Annotated in this window: 32 protein-coding genes; 7 read left to right on the forward strand and 25 right to left on the reverse strand. The window is 60.9% G+C overall.

Annotated elements, in window-relative coordinates; genetic code table 11:
• Positions 1-179: 179 nt before the first annotated feature.
• The 16 genes from ATC04_RS17670 to ATC04_RS17735 form a co-directional block, all read right to left on the reverse strand.
• Entirely contained in the window at positions 180-446 is a 267-nt protein-coding gene (locus ATC04_RS17670; protein WP_047117727.1) for a hypothetical protein, read from the reverse strand.
• Positions 443-862: a hypothetical protein gene (locus ATC04_RS17675; RefSeq protein WP_047117726.1), complete on the reverse strand. Its 420-nt coding sequence runs from the start codon at positions 860-862 to the stop codon at positions 443-445. Before ATC04_RS17675 ends, ATC04_RS17670 begins: the two co-directional genes overlap by 4 nt.
• Before the next feature lie 115 nt (positions 863-977).
• Positions 978-1,235, reverse strand: a complete 258-nt coding sequence (locus ATC04_RS17680; RefSeq protein WP_047117725.1) for a hypothetical protein — start codon at positions 1,233-1,235, stop codon at positions 978-980.
• The gene (locus ATC04_RS17685) at positions 1,232-1,537 is read right to left on the reverse strand and encodes a hypothetical protein (RefSeq protein ID WP_047117724.1); all 306 of its coding nucleotides are present in this window, start codon (positions 1,535-1,537) and stop codon (positions 1,232-1,234) included. The genes ATC04_RS17680 and ATC04_RS17685 overlap by 4 nt, the downstream gene beginning before the upstream one ends.
• Complete coding sequence (locus ATC04_RS17690; protein ID WP_047117723.1) at positions 1,534-1,959, reverse strand: hypothetical protein; 426 nt, start codon at positions 1,957-1,959, stop codon at positions 1,534-1,536. The genes ATC04_RS17685 and ATC04_RS17690 overlap by 4 nt, the downstream gene beginning before the upstream one ends.
• Positions 1,960-2,019: 60 nt before the next feature.
• Complete coding sequence (locus tag ATC04_RS17695) at positions 2,020-2,751, reverse strand: hypothetical protein (RefSeq protein WP_047117722.1); 732 nt, start codon at positions 2,749-2,751, stop codon at positions 2,020-2,022.
• Complete coding sequence (locus ATC04_RS17700) at positions 2,739-3,080, reverse strand: WhiB family transcriptional regulator (protein WP_052772158.1); 342 nt, start codon at positions 3,078-3,080, stop codon at positions 2,739-2,741. The genes ATC04_RS17695 and ATC04_RS17700 overlap by 13 nt, the downstream gene beginning before the upstream one ends.
• Complete coding sequence (locus tag ATC04_RS17705; RefSeq protein ID WP_047117721.1) at positions 3,074-3,529, reverse strand: hypothetical protein; 456 nt, start codon at positions 3,527-3,529, stop codon at positions 3,074-3,076. Before ATC04_RS17705 ends, ATC04_RS17700 begins: the two co-directional genes overlap by 7 nt.
• On the reverse strand, positions 3,529-5,001 hold the full coding sequence (locus ATC04_RS17710; RefSeq protein ID WP_160309060.1) for a ParB N-terminal domain-containing protein: 1,473 nt from the start codon (positions 4,999-5,001) through the stop codon (positions 3,529-3,531). Before ATC04_RS17710 ends, ATC04_RS17705 begins: the two co-directional genes overlap by 1 nt.
• Positions 5,002-5,096: 95 nt before the next feature.
• On the reverse strand, positions 5,097-5,324 hold the full coding sequence (locus ATC04_RS17715) for a hypothetical protein (protein ID WP_047117719.1): 228 nt from the start codon (positions 5,322-5,324) through the stop codon (positions 5,097-5,099).
• Positions 5,324-5,632 (reverse strand): hypothetical protein, encoded by a 309-nt coding sequence (locus ATC04_RS17720; RefSeq protein ID WP_152666720.1) that lies wholly within the window; start codon positions 5,630-5,632, stop codon positions 5,324-5,326. Before ATC04_RS17720 ends, ATC04_RS17715 begins: the two co-directional genes overlap by 1 nt.
• Positions 5,633-5,642: 10 nt before the next feature.
• Complete coding sequence (locus ATC04_RS17725) at positions 5,643-5,939, reverse strand: hypothetical protein (RefSeq protein WP_047117717.1); 297 nt, start codon at positions 5,937-5,939, stop codon at positions 5,643-5,645.
• Positions 5,936-6,082 (reverse strand): hypothetical protein, encoded by a 147-nt coding sequence (locus ATC04_RS19550; protein ID WP_157359266.1) that lies wholly within the window; start codon positions 6,080-6,082, stop codon positions 5,936-5,938. Before ATC04_RS19550 ends, ATC04_RS17725 begins: the two co-directional genes overlap by 4 nt.
• 16 nt (positions 6,083-6,098) lie before the next feature.
• A complete protein-coding gene (locus tag ATC04_RS17730) occupies positions 6,099-6,461 on the reverse strand; it encodes a hypothetical protein (RefSeq protein ID WP_047117716.1) in 363 nt (120 codons plus the stop codon).
• Complete coding sequence (locus ATC04_RS19555; protein WP_157359267.1) at positions 6,461-6,625, reverse strand: hypothetical protein; 165 nt, start codon at positions 6,623-6,625, stop codon at positions 6,461-6,463. Before ATC04_RS19555 ends, ATC04_RS17730 begins: the two co-directional genes overlap by 1 nt.
• Positions 6,622-6,912 (reverse strand): XRE family transcriptional regulator, encoded by a 291-nt coding sequence (locus ATC04_RS17735; protein WP_152666719.1) that lies wholly within the window; start codon positions 6,910-6,912, stop codon positions 6,622-6,624. Before ATC04_RS17735 ends, ATC04_RS19555 begins: the two co-directional genes overlap by 4 nt.
• 251 nt (positions 6,913-7,163) lie before the next feature.
• On the opposite strand from ATC04_RS17735, the gene ATC04_RS17740 reads away from it, so the two are divergent.
• The 7 genes from ATC04_RS17740 to ATC04_RS17770 all read left to right on the forward strand — a co-directional run bounded on the left by ATC04_RS17740 (position 7,164) and on the right by ATC04_RS17770 (position 12,075).
• Complete coding sequence (locus tag ATC04_RS17740; RefSeq protein WP_152666718.1) at positions 7,164-7,781, forward strand: helix-turn-helix transcriptional regulator; 618 nt, start codon at positions 7,164-7,166, stop codon at positions 7,779-7,781.
• 100 nt (positions 7,782-7,881) lie between these two features.
• The gene (locus tag ATC04_RS17745; protein ID WP_047117714.1) at positions 7,882-8,496 is read left to right on the forward strand and encodes a DUF433 domain-containing protein; all 615 of its coding nucleotides are present in this window, start codon (positions 7,882-7,884) and stop codon (positions 8,494-8,496) included.
• Positions 8,496-8,933: a hypothetical protein gene (locus tag ATC04_RS17750; protein ID WP_152666717.1), complete on the forward strand. Its 438-nt coding sequence runs from the start codon at positions 8,496-8,498 to the stop codon at positions 8,931-8,933. The genes ATC04_RS17745 and ATC04_RS17750 overlap by 1 nt, the downstream gene beginning before the upstream one ends.
• 92 nt (positions 8,934-9,025) lie before the next feature.
• Positions 9,026-9,409 carry an ImmA/IrrE family metallo-endopeptidase gene (locus tag ATC04_RS17755; protein WP_052772156.1) on the forward strand — a complete coding sequence of 128 codons (384 nt, stop codon included), beginning with the start codon at positions 9,026-9,028 and terminating at the stop codon, positions 9,407-9,409.
• A gap of 91 nt (positions 9,410-9,500) precedes the next feature.
• Complete coding sequence (locus tag ATC04_RS17760) at positions 9,501-10,970, forward strand: recombinase family protein (protein ID WP_082123730.1); 1,470 nt, start codon at positions 9,501-9,503, stop codon at positions 10,968-10,970.
• Between the two features lie 158 nt (positions 10,971-11,128).
• Positions 11,129-11,413: a hypothetical protein gene (locus ATC04_RS17765; protein WP_047117659.1), complete on the forward strand. Its 285-nt coding sequence runs from the start codon at positions 11,129-11,131 to the stop codon at positions 11,411-11,413.
• An 86-nt stretch (positions 11,414-11,499) separates the two neighbouring features.
• Positions 11,500-12,075, forward strand: a complete 576-nt coding sequence (locus tag ATC04_RS17770) for a hypothetical protein (RefSeq protein WP_047117658.1) — start codon at positions 11,500-11,502, stop codon at positions 12,073-12,075.
• A 181-nt stretch (positions 12,076-12,256) separates the two neighbouring features.
• Here the strand turns inward: ATC04_RS17770 and ATC04_RS17775 are convergent, their stop codons facing one another.
• The 9 genes from ATC04_RS17775 to ATC04_RS17815 form a co-directional block, all read right to left on the reverse strand.
• Positions 12,257-12,469 (reverse strand): hypothetical protein, encoded by a 213-nt coding sequence (locus ATC04_RS17775; RefSeq protein ID WP_060617048.1) that lies wholly within the window; start codon positions 12,467-12,469, stop codon positions 12,257-12,259.
• 2 nt (positions 12,470-12,471) lie between these two features.
• Entirely contained in the window at positions 12,472-13,800 is a 1,329-nt protein-coding gene (locus ATC04_RS17780; RefSeq protein WP_052772148.1) for an N-acetylmuramoyl-L-alanine amidase, read from the reverse strand.
• Positions 13,801-13,880: 80 nt separating this feature from the next.
• The gene (locus ATC04_RS17785) at positions 13,881-14,291 is read right to left on the reverse strand and encodes a hypothetical protein (protein ID WP_047117656.1); all 411 of its coding nucleotides are present in this window, start codon (positions 14,289-14,291) and stop codon (positions 13,881-13,883) included.
• Entirely contained in the window at positions 14,284-14,766 is a 483-nt protein-coding gene (locus ATC04_RS17790) for a hypothetical protein (RefSeq protein ID WP_152666712.1), read from the reverse strand. The genes ATC04_RS17785 and ATC04_RS17790 overlap by 8 nt, the downstream gene beginning before the upstream one ends.
• Before the next feature lie 64 nt (positions 14,767-14,830).
• Positions 14,831-15,457, reverse strand: a complete 627-nt coding sequence (locus tag ATC04_RS17795; protein ID WP_047117654.1) for a hypothetical protein — start codon at positions 15,455-15,457, stop codon at positions 14,831-14,833.
• 15 nt (positions 15,458-15,472) lie between these two features.
• On the reverse strand, positions 15,473-16,702 hold the full coding sequence (locus ATC04_RS17800) for a hypothetical protein (RefSeq protein WP_060617047.1): 1,230 nt from the start codon (positions 16,700-16,702) through the stop codon (positions 15,473-15,475).
• On the reverse strand, positions 16,699-17,118 hold the full coding sequence (locus ATC04_RS17805; RefSeq protein WP_060617049.1) for a hypothetical protein: 420 nt from the start codon (positions 17,116-17,118) through the stop codon (positions 16,699-16,701). Before ATC04_RS17805 ends, ATC04_RS17800 begins: the two co-directional genes overlap by 4 nt.
• A gap of 404 nt (positions 17,119-17,522) precedes the next feature.
• Positions 17,523-18,425, reverse strand: a complete 903-nt coding sequence (locus ATC04_RS17810; protein WP_157359303.1) for a hypothetical protein — start codon at positions 18,423-18,425, stop codon at positions 17,523-17,525.
• Positions 18,374-18,928 (reverse strand): hypothetical protein, encoded by a 555-nt coding sequence (locus tag ATC04_RS17815; protein WP_060617051.1) that lies wholly within the window; start codon positions 18,926-18,928, stop codon positions 18,374-18,376. The genes ATC04_RS17810 and ATC04_RS17815 overlap by 52 nt, the downstream gene beginning before the upstream one ends.
• Positions 18,929-18,983: the final 55 nt, after the last annotated feature.

Consider the following 18,983-nt stretch of genomic DNA (forward strand, 5'->3'; position numbering starts at 1 on the left):
ACGCGGCAGCTTGCGGGCCTGAGCCCTGGCCACGGCGAGCGCTGGTGGGTGGTGTTTGGTGTCGGCGATGGTCTGCCCATGCTGGATGGTGTGCCATCGTCCGGTGTACTGGTTCTTGCAGACGCGGATCTTGTCGTCCGTGGCGGTGAGTGCCCGCGTGAGCAGGCTGTCCGCGCCGGTCATGGTGTGGCCTCGATGCGGATGATCTGCTCGGGGTGGGCTTTGGTTTCCATCTGCTCGCCGCCCCAGCGGAGTGCTATCTTGCTGGACAGCTCGCTGTGCAGAGCGAAGACGATCTGCCCGTAGATCATCTTGTTTCCTGGCAGCGGGATGCGGGCGTGGAGCCCGCGGTGGAAATAGTTGATCTCGCCGATGCGGATCTCTTCCATGTCCCGAACCGGGTTGAGCATCTGCGGCGGGCCCTGGTGCTCCTGGGTCTCGGTCATCTGGTTTCGGTCTCCTGTCTGAGCTGTGCGGCGCGGATTCGTATCCAATCGGATTTCAGTCGCAGCGGATCGTGCACGCTTGCGTCGGCGTCCATTGCGTCTGCCGCTTCTTCGAGTGCTTCGGCGCGTACGTTGGCCAGTACCCTGTCGAACTCCGCTGGGTCTAGGCGCACCTGCCCGCCCCACTCGAAGTGTGTACGGAGCGTTGAAACTGTCCACCGACCGCTGGGGGACCCCGGCAGAGCAGCAGCGAAGTACCCGCCGACGAGCTCTGCAACCTTGTCGATGTACTCGGCGCGAATTCGAGGGTGCAGGTGCTCCCACTCAGCACCCCAGTTACCCTTCCCGTACTGGTCGTAGAGATTCTTCGCCGTGACTTCGACCGCGACCGGGTCGAGCTGGGACTGGCTGATCATCTCGTGCTCCTGTCGTGCGTGATGTTGTTCTTTAGCCACTTGGCCAAGAGTGCTGCAGTGAACGGTGCCTGGAATACCCAGAGCCCAACGCCCAGCACCAGCCACGACCAGGCGCTCACTGCCCGGCCTCCGGCGAGCGCTTGCCGGTGATGGTGATTTTTTGGCTGGGTCGGAGCGTGTAGCTGTGTGCTCCAACGGTGGCGGTGACGATTTGGGTTTGCTCGTAGACGTTGTACTTGTCGCAGAGTTTCGTTTCGTCGGTGACTACGGTGGTGTGTCCCACCTGGTTCAGCACGCCGGTGATGCCGCTGAATTCGACGGTTTTGCCGATGTCGGTGCCGTTGAGGCGGCGAGCTTCGATGATGGTGCTCATGCTGACACCAGGTATCCGTGGAATCCTGCGTGGTCGTCGCAGACGTCGGCGGCTGCGTACAGGAGCGAGCGTTCCCATGGGTTGCCGTTTTCGTCGAGGTTGCCCCATGCCCACCAGTGGTTCTCGTGGAAGGTGAATTCCACGAGGTCGTCGGCGTCGAGCAGGGCTTCGATGGTTTCGCCGGTGACGTTTTCGACGTGCTGGCGGATTGCCTCGTCTGCGCTGTGTGCGTCGGTGGTGCCGGTGACCAGCCACTGGTCGCCGTCTTCGCCGATGTCTCTTACGGTGATGGTCTCGTTCATGGCTGTACCTTCGCTTTCAGTGCTTCGATCTTGTCGGGACGGAAGCCGAACCATACGTCGCCGTCTTCGGTGGTCGGGTCGTAGATGTCCACGCAGGGGAAGCCGCCGGCAACGCCGAGCAGCTCGGCTCTGTCCTTCAGCTCGTCGCGGAGGGTCTCGTGAGCCTCGGGCACCACGATGATCTGGTAGGTGATGCCTTCCTTGTCGAGCTTCCGGAAGGTGTTCGTGCACGCGGTGCAGGAGATGTCCGGGGTGTAGACGGTGACGCGGACCTGCTCGGTGGCTTGGCTGGCTTCGGTCGGGTCCTGGTGGCAGTCGCACAGGCAGGCGCCGAGCTCGTCGAGTGCGTCGTCCCATGCCTTGCCGTAGCAGATGGTGTGCTTGCCGGCCCGGCAGTCCGGGTCGATCTGGGTGATGGCCATGCGTTCCTTTCACAAAGGTTTTTGGTTGTTTTTTGTGAAACAAGGTTTCACGGTGGCTGGTCAGCTGACGATGGCCAGGTGCATGGGCACGTGGGCAATCCATGACCGCTTGGTGGCCTTGAAGTCCTTGCTCGCGGAATCGTCGAGCTCCAGCTTCACGACGTGCATCAGGCCGATGAACAGCGATCCGACCATGACCAAGATTTGGCCGCCGCCAGCCGACGCGAGCGTGCAGCCGTCCCCGTAGACGGTCTCGGCTGCTTTGAACGCCGCCAGGCGCTTGGAATCGAATTCGACCGGCGGTAGCTTCGACGAGCTCGACTGCACGTAATGCGCCAGCGTGTTCCACGTTCTCTGCAGATCCTTGCGTTCCTGCACCGGCGTGGAGACGCGGTATGAGTCGCCGCCGAAAAGCTGGCCCAGGCGACGAATGTTGATCGTTGCCACGCGGATGTCTTTTTCCTCGGGCTGGCGCTCCACCGTGAAAGTCACGATGACTTCCAGCTGTACGTCCCAGTCCGTTTTCGACGGCGTAAACGCTGCAATGATCGTTGAAGCTATGTCCGGTGTCAGGCTGAACTCTCCGAGCTCTCCATCCCACTCGTCCTGATCCACCGAGACCCGGGCCATGCCCATGGTCAGACCGTTCTCTGCGAAGACAAGCAAGTCGCCGTTGTCGCGGAGCGATAAGGTCAGCGAATGGCCAAGTGTGTCTTTCTTGTCCTTGGACGCGTGCGTCTTGACGGATGCCAACGCGGCCCGGAAATAGTGCATATCAACTACGAACTGCATGGCTTCTTCCCCTTCGGTTTGGTTTGGCGTGGTCTTCTCTGGCGCCGGACCTGGTTGATGCGTTCCTTGGCGGTCATGCCGCCCAGGGTGCCGTGCTGGATATTCGCCGTGAATGCGTAGTCCCTGCAGGTGAGCAATACCGGGCAGGTTCCGCAGATGCGCTGGCCGTCCACCGCAGCGGTCGGGGCCTCGCTGGTCGGGAACCACGGGTCAGGCTCGCCCTTCTCGAACTTGTAGTCCTTGCAAGCAGCCATGTCGCGCCAGTCGATCACCTCCGAGTGCGTGGCTGGCTGGTGGCGGACGGTGCTCGCGCTACTCCTGGTCAGCACATCGGCTCCTGCTCCGGCGGGGTTCCCGCCAGGCGGAGCCGACCGCGTTTTGACCAACGCAACTCCTTCACCCGCTGCTCGGCGACCTTGATCACCTGGTCTCGGTCATGCCCGCTGAATGCGAGTAGCTTCCCAGCGTGGTCGCGTGCCGGCAGGCCGGGCGCGTCCCAGATCTTGGCGCCCCATACCTGCTCGCCCGCGGCCAAGCCCGGGCTAGAGCGGACCACGGCGCGCGGCCACTCCACCGTCTCGGGGTCCTCGTGCTCGAACGGGTCGTACATGCGGCCGCGGTCGATCACGCGCGGTGCAGGTGCGGCCGCGGCAGGGTGCACCGAGCTGCTCTTGTTGCGGTCCACGTCGGCCAGGGTGATCGAGCGGTTGCGACGCAGGGACGCGGCGCCACCGGCCGGCGGAACCGCCAGCTCGTCAGAAACCTGATTCCACGGCATTAGTCGTCCTCGCCTTCAGCCGCGGCGCAGCCGGTGCAGATCGTCGCACCGGTCGGCTCGAACGGCTCCGTACCGCAGGACTGGCACGCATCATCTGGCACCTCGACCAAATCCAGTTCTCGGTTGCGCTGAGGCTCCTTGGCGGCGGAGTACTGCATTGCTTCGACCTCGTCCAGGTCCAGCTCGTACCCAAGCTGCTCCATCAAGAACAGGTAGTACTCGCTGGTGCGAATCCACGCACCCCGGAAGTTCTTGCCTTCGTACTGCGATCGTTCGAAGCCCTTGAGCTTGCCGAGGGCTTCTTCGGCTCTGATCAGGCTGCTGAACGCGAGCATGCGGCCAAGGTTGGCCAGAGTGAAGCGGCTCAGATGGTTCGTGACACGCCCCGACCACTGCTCACGCGCTTCCACCGATCCGGGGTTCTCGGCATCAACCTCTGGAACCGGCAAGCCGATGATTTCGCCGAGTACCTCACGGCCATCCTCGTCGTAGCGGATGTTTTCAAAGATCTGCTCGGCAATGGCTTGCTTGGCAAATGCCTCGTCCGCCTTGGTGCTTTGGAATGCTTCGGTAATGAACGCGCGGCGGGTGCGGGACACGATGGACAGCATGCTGTTGAGCTTCGCCTGGGTCTGCTTTTCCAGCTTCTCGGCTTCGGACAGCTCAGGCTTGACCTTCTTCTCCTTGGCGTACCAGGTCGGCTCCGCGTCTCGGTAGGCGAAGTAGTAACGGTGTCCAGCTTTCACATGCTCCTGGTCGGACATCTCGTCCTCGACCTTGGCCCACGCGTTGCCGTAAGTCATCTCGTAGTTGCCCTCGATGGCCTCGGCCGCTTCAAGCTCCGCCTTGCGCTCGTCTCGACGGATCGAGGCTTCGGTTTCAGCGATGACACGCTCGACGGTTTCGACGCTGGCGCCGTTCGGCATATCTTCGATGCGTTCCAGCGAACGCTCGTAGAGGCCAGCGACACCGGACTGGTCTTCGAGGTCCTGCAGGCGCTGCACGGCGTCCAGGCCCAACCGACCGGAGGTGTAGGCCTTGGACAGCCCGTCATTGCGTTGGGCCACCTTGGCACGGGTCAGAACTTCCTTGCGTGACATCTTGGCCTTCTTGCCGATGGTCGTCACGTCCTGCCCAAGGTCGAAGTACCGCTGGATGCCGTGCGAGACTTCGGCATCGCTGGTGCGCTTGTGAGTCCGCCCAGTGGTCATGGCCATGTCCACGTCCGCGACCTGATCGCGGTCGGTGGCCGGCTTCACGATGCACGGGACTTCCGTGATCTGGGCCTTGAGCGAAGCAAGGTAGCGGCGGTTGCCGTCACGCACGATGTAGTCGTCCTCGATCTGCGGATGCGGGTAAACCGTCAGCGGCTGCTGCACGCCGAACTGCTTGATCTGCTCGGCCAAGAACTCAAGGTCACCCATGTCCTCGCGGATGTTGTCCTCGTTCTCGTGCAACGAGCTGATAGGCAAGACTTCGAGTCTGCCGACGAATTTAGGCAAAGAAATACACCCCTAGGTGAGAAGAAAGAATGATTGGTTGGCCGGAGCCTCCGGCCGGGGGCTGGCTAGTGGCCAGCGGCGGCGCGCAATGCCTGGTGTGCCCGCAGCTCGGTACTGGCCCAGTCCACAACGGCACCGAAACAGGTGGCCGTGAATAACAACATGGTCAGCAATCCAAGCCCGTTCGGCAGCGGAAGGACGAAGTACAGTGCAAGAACCAGGACGGCGATGGCCGGGAGCCATGCGCCCCACATGCGACGCGAGTTGGCGCGGTAGATCTGCTCGGCGCTCATTAGAGTCCACCCCCAAATAGGGACTCTGCCGGCACCGGCGCAGGGATGGCCACGGCCGAGAAGTCGGCGACCTCCATGCCGTTCACGTGGATGTGCCCGGCGCCCGGCTCTCCCGCATCCGTCAGCGATCCAGCCTCCACGAACACGTTGCATCCGCGGTACTTGTTCTTCGCCCAGACCGTCACCGCGGCCACGGCCTGCTTGGTGCGGTCCGACTTCGGGTAGTCCAGCCAGGACACGTGCAGCGTCGCAGACGGCCTGCCGGAACCCTTCGGATTGATGACCACACGGCCCTCGATTCTCGGCACTGGAATCCCCTTAGCTAGTTGGACGGATCGGGCAGTTCGGGTTCGTGCAGTTAGCCGCATGATCTTCGGCTGCCTGGGCGAACACCGTCTGGAAAGGATCGCCGGAAGCGAGCTTGCGGCCGATCTCGTTGGCCGAACGCGCCATGGCCTCCATGGCCTCGACCTGAGCCTCGGCAGCCTTCGCCGTGGCGAGGTTCCGGCGGCGCAGGCCGCGGACCAAGGTGATGCCCTCGATGGCCAGCCAGTTCGCGGTGAATGCCAGCGGCACTGCTGCACCGTCGAGCACGGCGGTGATGATGTCGCTCATGCTGCTACCGCCTGGGTGGCTTCGCGCTGGAGTGCGTATTCGGCGATGGTTCGGCCGGCTGCTGCGAGGCAGGACTCCATGGTGTGGCGGGTGGTTGGCTGGGTGGTCGTGAAGTTATTTTGTGGGTTCGATACACTAGGCATTGAAATCACACCTTTCTTACTGGTTTGTTTTGGTTTCGTCGCCCTCAGCAGTCGCACCTGCTGGGGGCTTTTCGTTTTCTGCAGCTTCCTCCGTGCGGATGATTTCTCCGCCGAGGCTCACGCTTTCCTCCCATTCCTGGAATGCCAAGCCGTACGCTGCCGAGGCCTGGGCGAACGCGATCTGCGCTTCGTCCGCCTTCTCTTTCGCCGCTTTGTAGACAGCTAGGTCAAGCGGGTCATACCGGTTATCGCGGACCAGTCGGTCGGCGACGTCTCGTGCAGCCAGATCAGCAACTCCCCTAGCCTCGATCGCGTTATGACGTGCCGTCGCCACGGCTACTCGCGCCTGGTCGCACTTCAGCCCAAGGTCGTTGCTCATTACCGGCCACCAACCTTCGCCTCGAAGTCGGCGAACCACACTTCGATGTCGTCTACGTACTTCAGCACCCGCTCCACGTACTCGCGGGAGACGGTTACCTGATCGGCGAGCGCCTGGGAGTTGAGCTGGGCTTGCAGGTCTGCCTTGGCTTCGCTGACACTCATGCCACCCTCAGCTTTCCGGCCCGCCTCGCGGGTGCACTTTTAGTTGGTTCATTTTGCACTACTTCAATGGAAACTCCGGGCATAAAAATAGTTCCCCTCGGCGCTCCCAGGACATCCTCGATCGCCTCCGCCAATTTGGGAGTGCACCCCTTTCTCCGGTCATTCGGGTTCAAAAGTGCGCTGATGAACTGCCGCTCACAGCCAACGTACGTTGCGAGCTTCGACTGGTTCATATCTGGCTTGGCGCTGATGAAGGCTTTGAGAATCGCCGGATCACGCAGTTTCATCCACTTCCCCTTTGCTAGCGCTCGACGCTTATGCGTTGCCATCATCATTCATCACTCACCTTTTAGTTGTCAACCTTGATAGGAATTACTGTACATAGTTGGTAGACACAATGTCAACCAAACGATTCGCTAACTTCCCTTAGATTGCTCGCTATATCTCACTTGCGCGATTCCATTTGGTTGACATTGGCAAGGGTGAACTATCTTTAACGTGGTAGACACTGCCCGTCTACCCTCGATGGACACAATGCTTGCTCGCGACCGAAGGTGGAGACATGCACGAGTTAGGGCGCTACCTACAGCGCAAGTTAGACGACCACGGATGGACGGTTTCCGAACTGATCCGCCGCACAGGACTCTCACGCCAGACCGTGTACAACCTCATCAATGACACCCGCGAACACATGGACCAAACGCCTCAACGAAAGACCGTGAACGGACTTGCCAAGGCGCTTGGAGTCAGCCCCATCGAAATCCTGACCGTCAGCGCCCAGGCTTTGGGTGTTCCCGTGGAGGCCCTACCTCCCGAGAACAGCCTCAGCACGGCATCGGATCAGCAGATTCTCATGGAGCTCGCAGCGCGGTTGTCTCGGTCGAAAGGTCAAGGCAGTGACGAAGCAAGTAACTATCCAGACACAGGCGCTCCATCCAGCAGCGGTGCAGCGCGCCACCTCCGAGCGGTGGCGCCCGCGAGTGACGCTGGCCCTGGACAGAAGACCGGGCCGGACGACAGTATCATCGAATTCCACGGCGCCGAAGCCGAGAAATACCCAGCCCCGCCGATAGAGCAGCTGGCAGCGCATCCGAAGGTGAAGACCAGGCGCGAACAGCTCGACGAGCAAACCGGCGAGCGTGACAACACCGAATAGCACCGATCGCTAGTAGCTGTTTCAAATCGTCAAAAGACACTAAACCGCCACTAACCGTGCCACACTAGTCGTGAGTACGGGAGGAGGTGAAAGAAGAGACATGAGTTTCCCGGAAGACATCACTAGCGCCCTAACTGGCGTTACGCCGTACCAGCTTGCTGCTTGGCGGACGCGCGGAATCCTCCTGCCGGAGATTAGTCGGAATCCGATTCGATATTCGTTCCGTGACGTTATTGCGCTTCGGGCTTTCGCATTCCTGCGGTCTAAGGTTTCACTTCAGAAGCTACGTCGCGCACTGGATAGCCTCGACGAGTTCAAGTTATTCGACCATCCGTCTGCTTACCACTTTGGGTCAGATGGTAAAACCATCGTTGTTGACGACGGTAACGAAGTCATCGACTTGGTTAGGCGCAAGGGGCAGCGTGAAGCATTTACGATGGCTCAGATTTTCGAACCATTCAGGAATTTCAACGGAACTGACGTAGTAGATTTCAGGCGGCCTCGTCCCAATCTTGAGATCAATCCTCGGCGCATGGGTGGCTGGCCAACTGTTGTTGGAACTAGAGTGCCATTCGATGCGATCTCAGACCTCCTTGATGGAGGTTTTTACAGCCCTGAACATATCGTGCATTTCTACCCCTCCGTCACGGTCGACGGAGCTCGTGATGCCCTCGATTTCTCGGCCTACGTCGCACAGCAGAAGCGGGGTGCCTAATGCGTTTTCTGCTCGATGAGAACGAAACACCTATGCTTCTCCCGCCCCTGCGAGCGCTTTATCCCATGCATACCTTTGACTGGTCAGGCCAGGTATTCAGTGAAGGCATGGAAGATATCCCTTTGATCCATGCAATGGCTCGCCACTCCTACGACTGCCTTATTACCAAGGATGGCGCGCAGCTCACCAACGACAAAGAGCGGCAAGCGTTGTACGAGAATAGGATCCACTGGTTGGGCCACAAAAACGCCAAGATCAAAGGCCCAGCGATGCTCGGCCAGCTGGTATCCACATATTCTCTCGCCCTGCCTCACGTTTTCAAGATTCTGGATTCGACCAATGACACTATGGCTATCCATCTTTATCACCACAACAGACAGCCCAAGGATTGGATCAAGCCCCATAGGATCGATCCACTGAAAAGGCATTTCGCATAGCAGCAGGTCCCGACAGTTTGAGTTCTGCGGAGTCACATTAACTTCACACATTAGTTCGAACATATGTTCTATTCATGCAGAATGTTTGGAACATGCTGTGCACGCTCGCGCAGGTAGTAATTATTTGGAATCGACCTCACCCAGATTTGGTGGCCGCGACGGACGGTCGACGCATCTGGTTGGACCCAGCACTCACCACAGCGGAGCGGCGCTGCTTCCTCGCCCATGAGGCCTTCCACATCAAGCACGGCCACCAGGGATGCCAGCCGCCGGCTATTGAACGGCAAATCTGTCTGGAGGCTGCGCGGTTCCTGATCAGCTTCGAAGACCTTCAGCGCGTGGCCGGCTGGGCTCGCTGCCCGGAGGACATGGCTGAGGAGCTGGACGTGTTGCCCGAGGTCGTGATCGACCGCCTGCAGACGCTGGACGGCGACCAGATCCAGCAACTCTGGCCCGTGTCTGAGCACGTCGCTTAGCGGCTTATCCACATCTCGCAAGTACTTCTTTCCCAGCATTGTCGCGCCCGGAGACTAGAAGATATGAGCGATATACACAGGAGTTTCCACAATGAACCCGAAGATAAAACCGAGGGCGATCCTTTACCTTCGCCAGTCTGTGGCCCGCGAGGACTCCATCAGTCTGGAGCTGCAGGAGGACGCGGGGCGCCGGTACGCCGCCCAGCAGGGCTACGAGGTGATCGGCGTCGAGGCAGACCCGGGCATCTCCGGACGAACCTGGAACCGGCCAGCCGTGCAGCGTGTCCTGGCGATGATCGAGAACCGGGACGCTGATGTCATCGTGCTGTGGAAGTGGTCTCGCCTGTCCCGCTCGCGCAAGGACTGGGCCATCGCCGTGGACAAGGTCGAGGTGGCCGGCGGCCGCATCGAGTCCGCAACCGAGCAGGTGGACGTCACGACCTCCACCGGACGCTTCGCGCGCGGCATGCTGGCCGAGTTCGCGGCCTTCGAGTCGGAACGCATCGGCGACACCTGGAAGGAAGCACAGGCGCGACGCGTGGCCAGAGGACTACCCGCCAACGGGCTGCCCAGGTTCGGCTACGAATACGACCGAGCCACCGGCTACATCCCACACCCCGTGAACGGGCCGATCCTGCGCGAGTGCTACCTGCGGTTCATCCGTGGGGAATCCTTCCACCAGATCACCTTGTACCTGCGAGGCGTGGCCGAGGTGCCGCACAAGCACCGGAGCCGCACCGGCATCTGGCAACGCACCTCCGTGATCTACCTGATGGACTCACCCTTCGCGGCCGGGTTCATCCGCTACCACGACGAGCTGCACCAGGGCATCCACCAGCCGCTGATCAGCTTGGAAGAATGGGAGACCTACCAAACGCTGCGCAATCAGCGGAGGCGGGCAGGCGTGCGGCAGTCCAGCAAGAGCACCTCGGCTTTCTCCGCCCACTGCATCTGCCAAGTTTGCGGGTACACCTTCCACATCACCGGCCGCACCCAAAGCGGAGGCCTGAACCTCAAATGCTCCGGCGTCAACGGGCTGGGCCTGCACCGCGGCGGGTCCATCATTGAAGCCAAAGTCGAAGCCGCCTTCATGGAATGGCTGAAAGAGTACATCCCCAAGATCAACGCCCTGGCCGCCGAGCACAAGCACAACGCCGCGGCCGCACCCACCACCGACGCCCAAGCCACCCTCCGGCGAGCGCTGATGAAAGCCAATGACCGGCTGGACTCGCTGGGGCGGAAGTTCATGGATGACCTGATCCCGGAGGAATCGTATCGGCGCCTGCGGGACGAGCAGCTGGCCGTCGTGGACCGGCTGAATGCGCAGCTGGAGGACGAGAAGCTGCGGTTCAGGCAGGCTCCCGTGACGGTGGATCCGGTGCTGCTGGAGCTGTGGTCGGAGATGCCGACGGCGACACGGCAGCAGGTGGTGCGTGACTTGGTGTCGCGGATCGAGATCTCGGGGCCGGAGGGGCGTACGGCGCACGGGGTTCAACGCAAGATTCGGGTTGTGCCAAAATGGGCTGTAGATGACTCGACTTCGCCGGAAAGTAGCGGGTAATGAGCGATTGGGGTTTATGCCAAACGACTAATGTCCTTTGTCGTAAACCCCAACGGCGTTTATGCCGCATCATTTACTAGCATTCCGCCGGTCGCCGGTAGTGTAAGAACCATTCATCTCACTTGCGGCCGCTGTGCCACAGTCTCACCGGAGGATCCATGGACGACATCAAGTCACCAGGAATGACCCTACTCAAAATTGCTGGCTGGCTGCTCGGCGGCGGATTGCTCATCCTTTTGCTATCCATGCTCATGAACATCACTACACAAATGTATGTCCAAGCCGCGTTCTTGCTCGGCGCCCTTCCCTTTGGTGTCCTCTTTGGAATCGTTGGTCTCATCATGCACCTTAACTTCCGCACGAAAATGCAGATCATGAAATCCGAACGCGAGTGGTCTGGTCGATATGGTTCGGAAGAGCCTCCAGCCGGTAACTCGCTATGATCCCATCACAATTAGATGGCACAGCGCCGCCTTGTCACTGCGCAGACCCGAGTTTGATCAGCTCATTTTCGGGTGTCGATTTACTCATGGATTCACTGGCCATCGTCATCCCAGCGTTGATCGCGATCGCCGCGGTATTCATTGGTGCTGGCTTGCAGCGTCTTGGCACCATACTTTCTGAACGACGGCTACTGGTTGGGCAACTTGAAGGTCTCGCCGTTGCCGTCATGGAATACGGTGATGCGGTCTCAGCACTACGAGATCCCCAGCACCGGACCTTGTACGAAAACCCAAGTCAAGAAGCTATCGACTACCGCATGCGCGCCTACAGCACCAACTATCGAGTCCGCGAAATAATGAGCGCCCTCAACGGAAACTGCAATTCACTCGGCCGGAAATCTGGCTTGGTCATTCTGGCCAAGGCACAGGACCTAGAAGACGCCATCCTCGAAATCTGCAAGGCCATGTTCGACGTTAATCTCGTCGCGCGCCATCTTCCACGAGGTCTCCCTCAAGTCGACCCGTTCTCATCGCAAACCGTCATCGATAAACTCGACATGGTCGACGAGAGAGTGGACGCTACTGAACAAGCGAGGAAAAACTTGCTTGAAGCAGCTGGAAACTCGTATCGAGTCGCATCTTTCAAGCGAGACCGCAAATAGTCTCCCTTAACCACGAGAACCGCCCCACCCTCGTAATGAGGGTGGGGCGGTTCTGTTTATTCGCTGGTGCCGTCCGAGTCGATCACAACGTCAATCGGCAACGGTTCTTTTTCGACGCCGGTGCCGAGACCGATCTTCGCAAGGAAGCCCTGCGCGTTGGCCAGCGCCATGAGCCGGGTGATCAGAGTGCAAGGGCAACGAGGAACGCTACCGCAGCGGTGAGCCACGCCGCCCACGATTCAGGCAGGTAGTCGCCCATTACCTCTTGCAGGATCGGCAGGGCAGCCGCAAGGAACGCAATCGCTGCGAGAAGGTAAGCCACAGCTGTGCGGGCGGTCGCTTGCCATGGATGCGCCACCTGAGTCGGGACGCCGGTTGCAATGTGCTTTGCCATGATTACCAGGCCTTCACTTTCTTGAGGTTGTTGATGTACTTCTTGGTGAGGTAGCCGTGCGGGTTGTTCCACCCGTTGCGGCCGGAGGTGTAGCCGGCCCACTTCTTCGAGGTGGCACCCCAGTAGCCGTCGGAGGCCCAGTTGTCAGGGACGCCGAGCATTTTCTTGGTGGCGTTCTGGGCGCGGACGACTTCCTGGTACTTCGCCTCGGTCTTGGACCCCCAGTCGCCGTCTGGGACGAGTCCGTGCCATGCTTGGTACTTCTCTACGTCGCCGGCGTCAGGGTTCTTGTAGCCCATGGCCTTGAGCTTCTTCTTCACATCTGCCGGCACGCTCGGCTTGGCCGCAGGCTTGGAGCCGCCGCCGGAGGGCTTCACCGGGGCGGTGCTCGTACGCTCCGGAGCTGAGCCGATCTTGATCTTGAACTTCTCGAACGCGAGCTCCGGCGCGTAATCAGAATTGGAATTGCGCCAGTCCGCCCACAGTTCGAAGTGCAGGTGCGGGCCGGTCTGGGTGCCAGAGCGGTCGTTGTAGCCGAGCAGCTGCCCCGCGACAACCTTGTCCCCCACCTTGAAGTGATCCAGCGGGCGCATGTGGTTGTAGCCGTTACCCTCGCCGTCCGGGTTGGAGATCAAGCCACCGTTGCCAGTGCGGCGCTGTGCCCAGGTTGAGGACTTGTTTCCAGGCTTGGCGTTGCGGACGATCTCCTGCCACGTACCGGCGAACGCCGCGTAGACGGGCATGCCGACCTGACCCGGCTTCGGCGGGGCAATGTCCAAGCCCTTATGCCCGGGGTAGCCGCCGCGGTCGTTATGATGGCCGGTAAGCCGGCCTTCGAATGGGCTGATCATTCCCTCCGGGTTCTCCTTCTGGTTGGGGTCGGTGAGGTCGAGGAATTCATTCCAGCGGCCCGCAGCGCGCATCTTCGACGGGCAGTCCTTCCCAGTCCAGTGCGCGTGGTCGTACACCTTCGAGCGGCCGATGCCGTGCTGGCGGCGCAGATCCCGGACGACCTTGGCTGCGTTCTCGAATGCCTGGTCGTAGTCGCCGTCCGAGTTGACGCAGATCTCCACCGCGATGGATGACTCCGCAGCTTCGCGGGTGCCGCCGTGCCAGCACTGGGCCGTGTCCGGGTAAGAGCGGATCGCTTCGGTGTCGTCCACGGTGATATGCCAGGACGCTTGCCGGACGTTGCCCGACGTTTGCAGGTCCGCGTGTGCCTGGGCGTCGGCGCCCTTGGACGTGTTCGCGGTTTCGTGGACCGTGATCGACGTGCACCCGTTGGTGCCGTCGTAAATCTTGTCCTTGTGTTTGACCAGCTGCTCGCGCATGGGCCAGCCCTTTCGGTGGGTATGACGAAGCCCCGCCACAAGGACTGTGACGGGGCAAAAGTTATGACCGCTTACGGCGGTCAGTCGATGGTGATGTTCGGGCGCGCTGGCGGATGCTCAGACTGCCGGTAATGCGCCCAACGATGCGTCAGGTCATCCCATGCAGCATGAAAGATCCGAAGCCCTTCACGAAGCGCCTGGATGGTGCGGTTAGCCTCCCGAACCTGCGTCTCTAATGAGTCCACCCTGCCTGCGAGCTTCTGCCGTTCCTCACGCTCATAGGTAACATCTTCACGCAACCGCTCAACGTCCTTGCGTGATTCTTCCGCTACAGCCAGCGCCATCTGCTGCGACTTCTCAGCCACCGCAATATCAGCATCCCGTTTCTTCACGGGTGCTTCACGTTTGAATTGCTTATAACCCCAATAGCCGCCGCCGCCTGCTATCCCCAGCACAGCAATGATGATTGCAACGATTGAGGCTTCACCCATGGTTGTGTTCCTCAACTTCCTTCAGGGTGGCACGCACGGACCGTTCGATCATGATGATGGAGATCGCACGGATCAGTGAGCCGATGCCGAGGGCAAGGGGAACACCCCACGAGAACAACGAGCCAGGGTAATGCCACGACACAGACAGAGCGTAGGTGGCGAATCCGCCGGCGGTGAACCACCAGCCGAACTGCTCAACAGCCCACCCGGTAGACACGTTGTCACCCCACCAGTTCAACCCAATCAGCGACATCATTCCCCCTGTGCCGAGGAACCCCGAAACAAGGATCACAATCGGCCACGGCATCTTGTCCATGCTCTTCGACGGAATGAACTCCGGCACAAACAACGACAAAACCACCAGCACACCGAACAGGACAGCGACCACGGCCACAGTCATATCCAACGGGTGAACCAACAATCTGTCCCACCAGCGCGGCGGGTTACGTGTCGGTTTGAAAACATGCGTAGGCATCACGCCCACCTCCAATCAGCAGGCGCACCTATCGCCGCCCAAGGGATCTGATCCATACGGTCTCCTAGAACGTTTCGACTTGCAACCAATCGATCTCGAACCCGGCGACCGTCCCAGTGCTCGCGATTCCCGCGTAGTTCCCCGACGTCACATCAGAGTCCATCACGGAAGCAAGGACCAGCCCGTTGACCACCAAGGTCACTTCGCCCTCGATGCAGCGCACACTGATCACGTCGCCGGGCTTGATGCTCACCGACCCGGAAAGGTAGGTATGCGCGCCGGCGAAGCGTTTCATCAGTCGGCACGTTGCATCGGTGATTTCCAGACGGTAGCTTGGCGGTGCACCGGTCACCGTGCCACGCAGAACATCCAGATAGAACCCGGAGGTAGTTGGCCGTTTGTTCAGCTTGATCGTCACAGCCACGGCCGCGGCGGTCGTCGCGAGCAACGCCGATGACGTGGCCGCAAGGGACCCCTTCACCAGTTTGCCGGAGGCTGTTGCGAATCCGTTCTCGGTGCCTACCCAGGTGGCGCGCTGGGCAGCCACCGAGGCGTCGGTTTGGCGGCCGATGACACTGGCTGTGTCACCGGTGAACGAATCCTTATAGAGGATCCTCCCCGGAACGACCGGGGTGTTGGCCGGTGGGCTGCTCAGCCCGTCAACTTTCAATGCCAGTCCCTGATTGGCCATATGGGTTCTTCCTTTCTAGTACCAGCCCAGCACGGTCCGCATGTGCCGCATGGCTGCCTTGGCCACCGCAAGGTTTCCCGCGTCGTTGAAATGGCCGGCATCTTGCGAGACCGATGGTGGTTTGATGCGATTGGCTTGTGCCGTGAGGTCCGCCGAGGTCGGGCTGATTCCGGCATCAGCCCATAGCTGTGGAGAAGCGATGTAGGTCTGGACATCGAAGAACAGGTCGCCAAAGAACATTTTCAGTGCAGCGTTGACTGTGGCCACAAAGGTGTGTTGGGCGTTGCCCGCCGTCTGATCTGAGTCCACGAAGTGACCCCACACCATGGACCGTTTCGTTTGCGGGCTCAGCCAGGCGAACATCTTCTTGGTGTAGTCAATGACCAGTGCCGCCCCGCCGCTGTCGGACCAGTTGTTCTTGCCCGCCCACAGGTGTGTGCTGTACTGGCGGTAGGCGGTCCCGAGATCGGAGATGAACGGCGTTCCATTCGGTACGGTAACCGCCGTACCGCTGCCGGTCCGGGTGAACGTCATTGCCGTATTCGTCGCCGACAAGGTGCCCGGCACCCCGTGAAGTGTTCCACTGAACGGTTTCAGAGCAAGCGCGGTCGTCATGTTCGAAGCGGTGACGGTGACCGCCCCCGACGCAGGAATCTGCCCGCCGGTCACGGTCAGCAGGGCCGGGACCGCACCGGAGCGCGCCGCGGTGTGCTGGATCCGTTCTGCGCTCTTGCCTTGCCCGTCAAAGCTGACCGCGACAACGGAGAATTCCGCCCCGAGCGCCGAAGCAATGAACTGAGAGGACGAGGACCCCCAGATGGTGGAAGAACGCATGTCGGTATTCACCGGCACCAGCACCCCATCGACCAGCATCCGGTCGGTAGGCAGGCCCGCCCCGTCGCTCACCTCAAGGTAGGCCTTCATTCGAGCGGCCAGCCGGCGCACCACGAACTCGTCAAACTGGCCGGTCCAGTCCAACGCCAGATCAGTGGCGCGGTTTCGCCGGTCATGAGCCACCAGCATGAAGGCATCGTTAGTCACGAAGTATGGGAGCCTGGCATCGTCTGAGGAGACCTTCTTGTCCGTGTCCTCCTGCAACTTGACCAGTTCCTGATCGGTGACCTTCGCCTGCATTTCAAGGTCGTACCGGATGCTTTCCGGGCTGGACTTGTTCGCGATAAGAGCGACGTCTTTAGGGTATGGGATACCCCGCGACGTGAATTCGTGCGTGTCGTTGAAACTCAATCCGTCCCCCTTCGAGGAGTATCGTCGAAATCTTTGTACGTGCTCACTACGTTCCAGGCGGCGGCGAACGAGTTGTAATCAGCGGTCGGGCCCCACGCGGCGGCGAAGTCCGCGTAGGTGGTGAACGTCGAAGTTGCCTTGATGACGCGCACCGCTACTTCCTGGTCAAACGATCCCCCAGCGCTGGTGTTCAGGCCGACGATTAGGCATTTCAGCTCCACACCCATCAGCGTGTGTGATTGGACGGTGATCACGTCGCCTAACTGTCGGCGCGGGTCGAAGCCCAGCCGCATGCCGGTGATGACCGGTTGTGGCGTGACGACCTGGGTGCTGATGAAGTCGGTCACCGCGTCCACGACCCGGGTCTCGTTGTTATCCAGGTGGCCGGTGCCCCCAATGCTTGCAGTCGTGTTCAAGGATCGGCCCGATGTTCCCAACAATGGTCGGGGTGCGGGTCTTGTTCGTCCGCACCGCCTTGCCCTTGCCTCGCAGCACCGGTAGCTGTTTGTCCCACTGGTTACGGCCACAGCTCAGTACGGCCGGGTGAACGTGGAGGACCAAGTGCGAAGCTCCACCTGGTTGCCGGCGGCCAGCGTGCCGGCGGTGTGCTTGAGCTTCCACGCGCCCATCGGAGATCTTCAGCAAGGCCACGTCCAGTTTCTTCGCGGAAGGCAGGGTCGCCCATTCCTCGGTGGTCCCGTCCGTGTAGATGCCTCCAGCGATACTGCCAATGCCCCGGTTCGCGTCGGCCAGCGAGTTCACCCAGGGACGGTCAGCTGTTCGTCAACTTCAAGCCACGCTTCCCCATCAGGTTCCTCGATCAAGGACACGTGTTCCCCGGCCGAGGACATGACCACCGATTCGGAGGAAGACCAGAGCTCCACCGAATAGGTGGTGGAGCGGTTGATCGTCCAGGTGTCGTAGCTGGTGATGATTTCCGAGCGAGCCCCGAGCAGGTCCTTGCGCCACGACAGGGACTAATGTCATCCAGCGTCGTGACAGTTTGCACCGAGGCCTGCCCGCGGAGCGCGTCAGACTGGATCGCCTTGGCTACACCGGTTTCGTCGATCCAGAACGGCCACAAAAGGCACTGTCCCACTTCGCTAAGCAGGTCCGCGGCGGACTGGTCCGCCGTGGCGGGGCCAGCCATGAGCGTGTCGTGCATGGTTCCGGTGGTGATCTTCGCAGTCGGGGTGAAGTTGAGCGAGGCGAAGTCGTGCCAAGGCTGGGTCGGGTGGGAAACTTGCACGCCGTTGACCCGGCTTCCCGGGTCGGCGACAAGACGTACCTCAGACATAAGCGTGCTGTTCGTCCAGGCGCCGGCGCCGGTGGCAGTCTGCCCCGCGCTCGTGCGGAGAGTCACTGAACCGTTGACGAATAGGGCTTGGGCGATCACCCCGCCGGTCCACGGCACCGAGCACAAGGTGCCGACCCCGCCGATCAAGAACAACACGTGGGTTGCGGTGGCCCGCAGGATTACGTTGGACCCGCCATAGATGACCTGCACCGACGCGGTCCCGGAATGCTCCGGGGCGATGTTCAAGGTCAGCTGCACCGGCTTGTCACCGGCGCGGGGGCTGGCTGGCCGGTAGGCGGCGTTCGCGTCGGCTACGTGGATCCCGTCAGGCCACAGCGGCGACAGGGCCGCGTCAGTGCCGCGGGCGCAGCGAATCAGTTCGCCCACCAGCGGCCACAGCGAACCAACGGCCGGGAGGTCAACCACACACCCGACCTCTGCCGGGGCGACGACGTTGAACCCGGCCCGGCGCATCGCCGTCGTGACGTAGAAGCGCGGGACAGACGGAACCGGCGGAACGCAGTCTGCCCCTCGACCGGCGGCATGACATCCACCAAAGCTGGCAGGCGCACCTTGCGGGAGAAATCATCGATCCGGTCAACAATCTTCGACTGGAACCCGCCACCGATATCCCCGGTGGACGAGTCGATGACACCGACGAACTGCGACCACTCACTGGTCCCGTCGCCGGCGAAGATCTGCACCTTGTCGCCCTCAGCCGGGATCCACCCGGTGGACGGGTTCCACGGGTTGCGGCCACCATCAGAGACATCCTCATCCGAAGCCCACACGATGCTGCCCGAAGCCTGCGCGACACCGCCGGCTGCGACAACCTGCTCGGGAAGGTCCCCTACCAGGTCGCGGTCAACCGACCACGAAAGGTGCGGACGGACAACTCCGTTGACCAGGACACGGCTGGTGTATGCCATGACATCCGAACCAACCAAAACGCCACCTTGCACTATCCAACCTCCGTCACAGTAA

The sequence above is a fragment of the Arthrobacter sp. YC-RL1 genome (assembly GCF_001454985.1).
Classification (GTDB): Bacteria; Actinomycetota; Actinomycetes; order Actinomycetales; family Micrococcaceae; genus Glutamicibacter; species Glutamicibacter soli.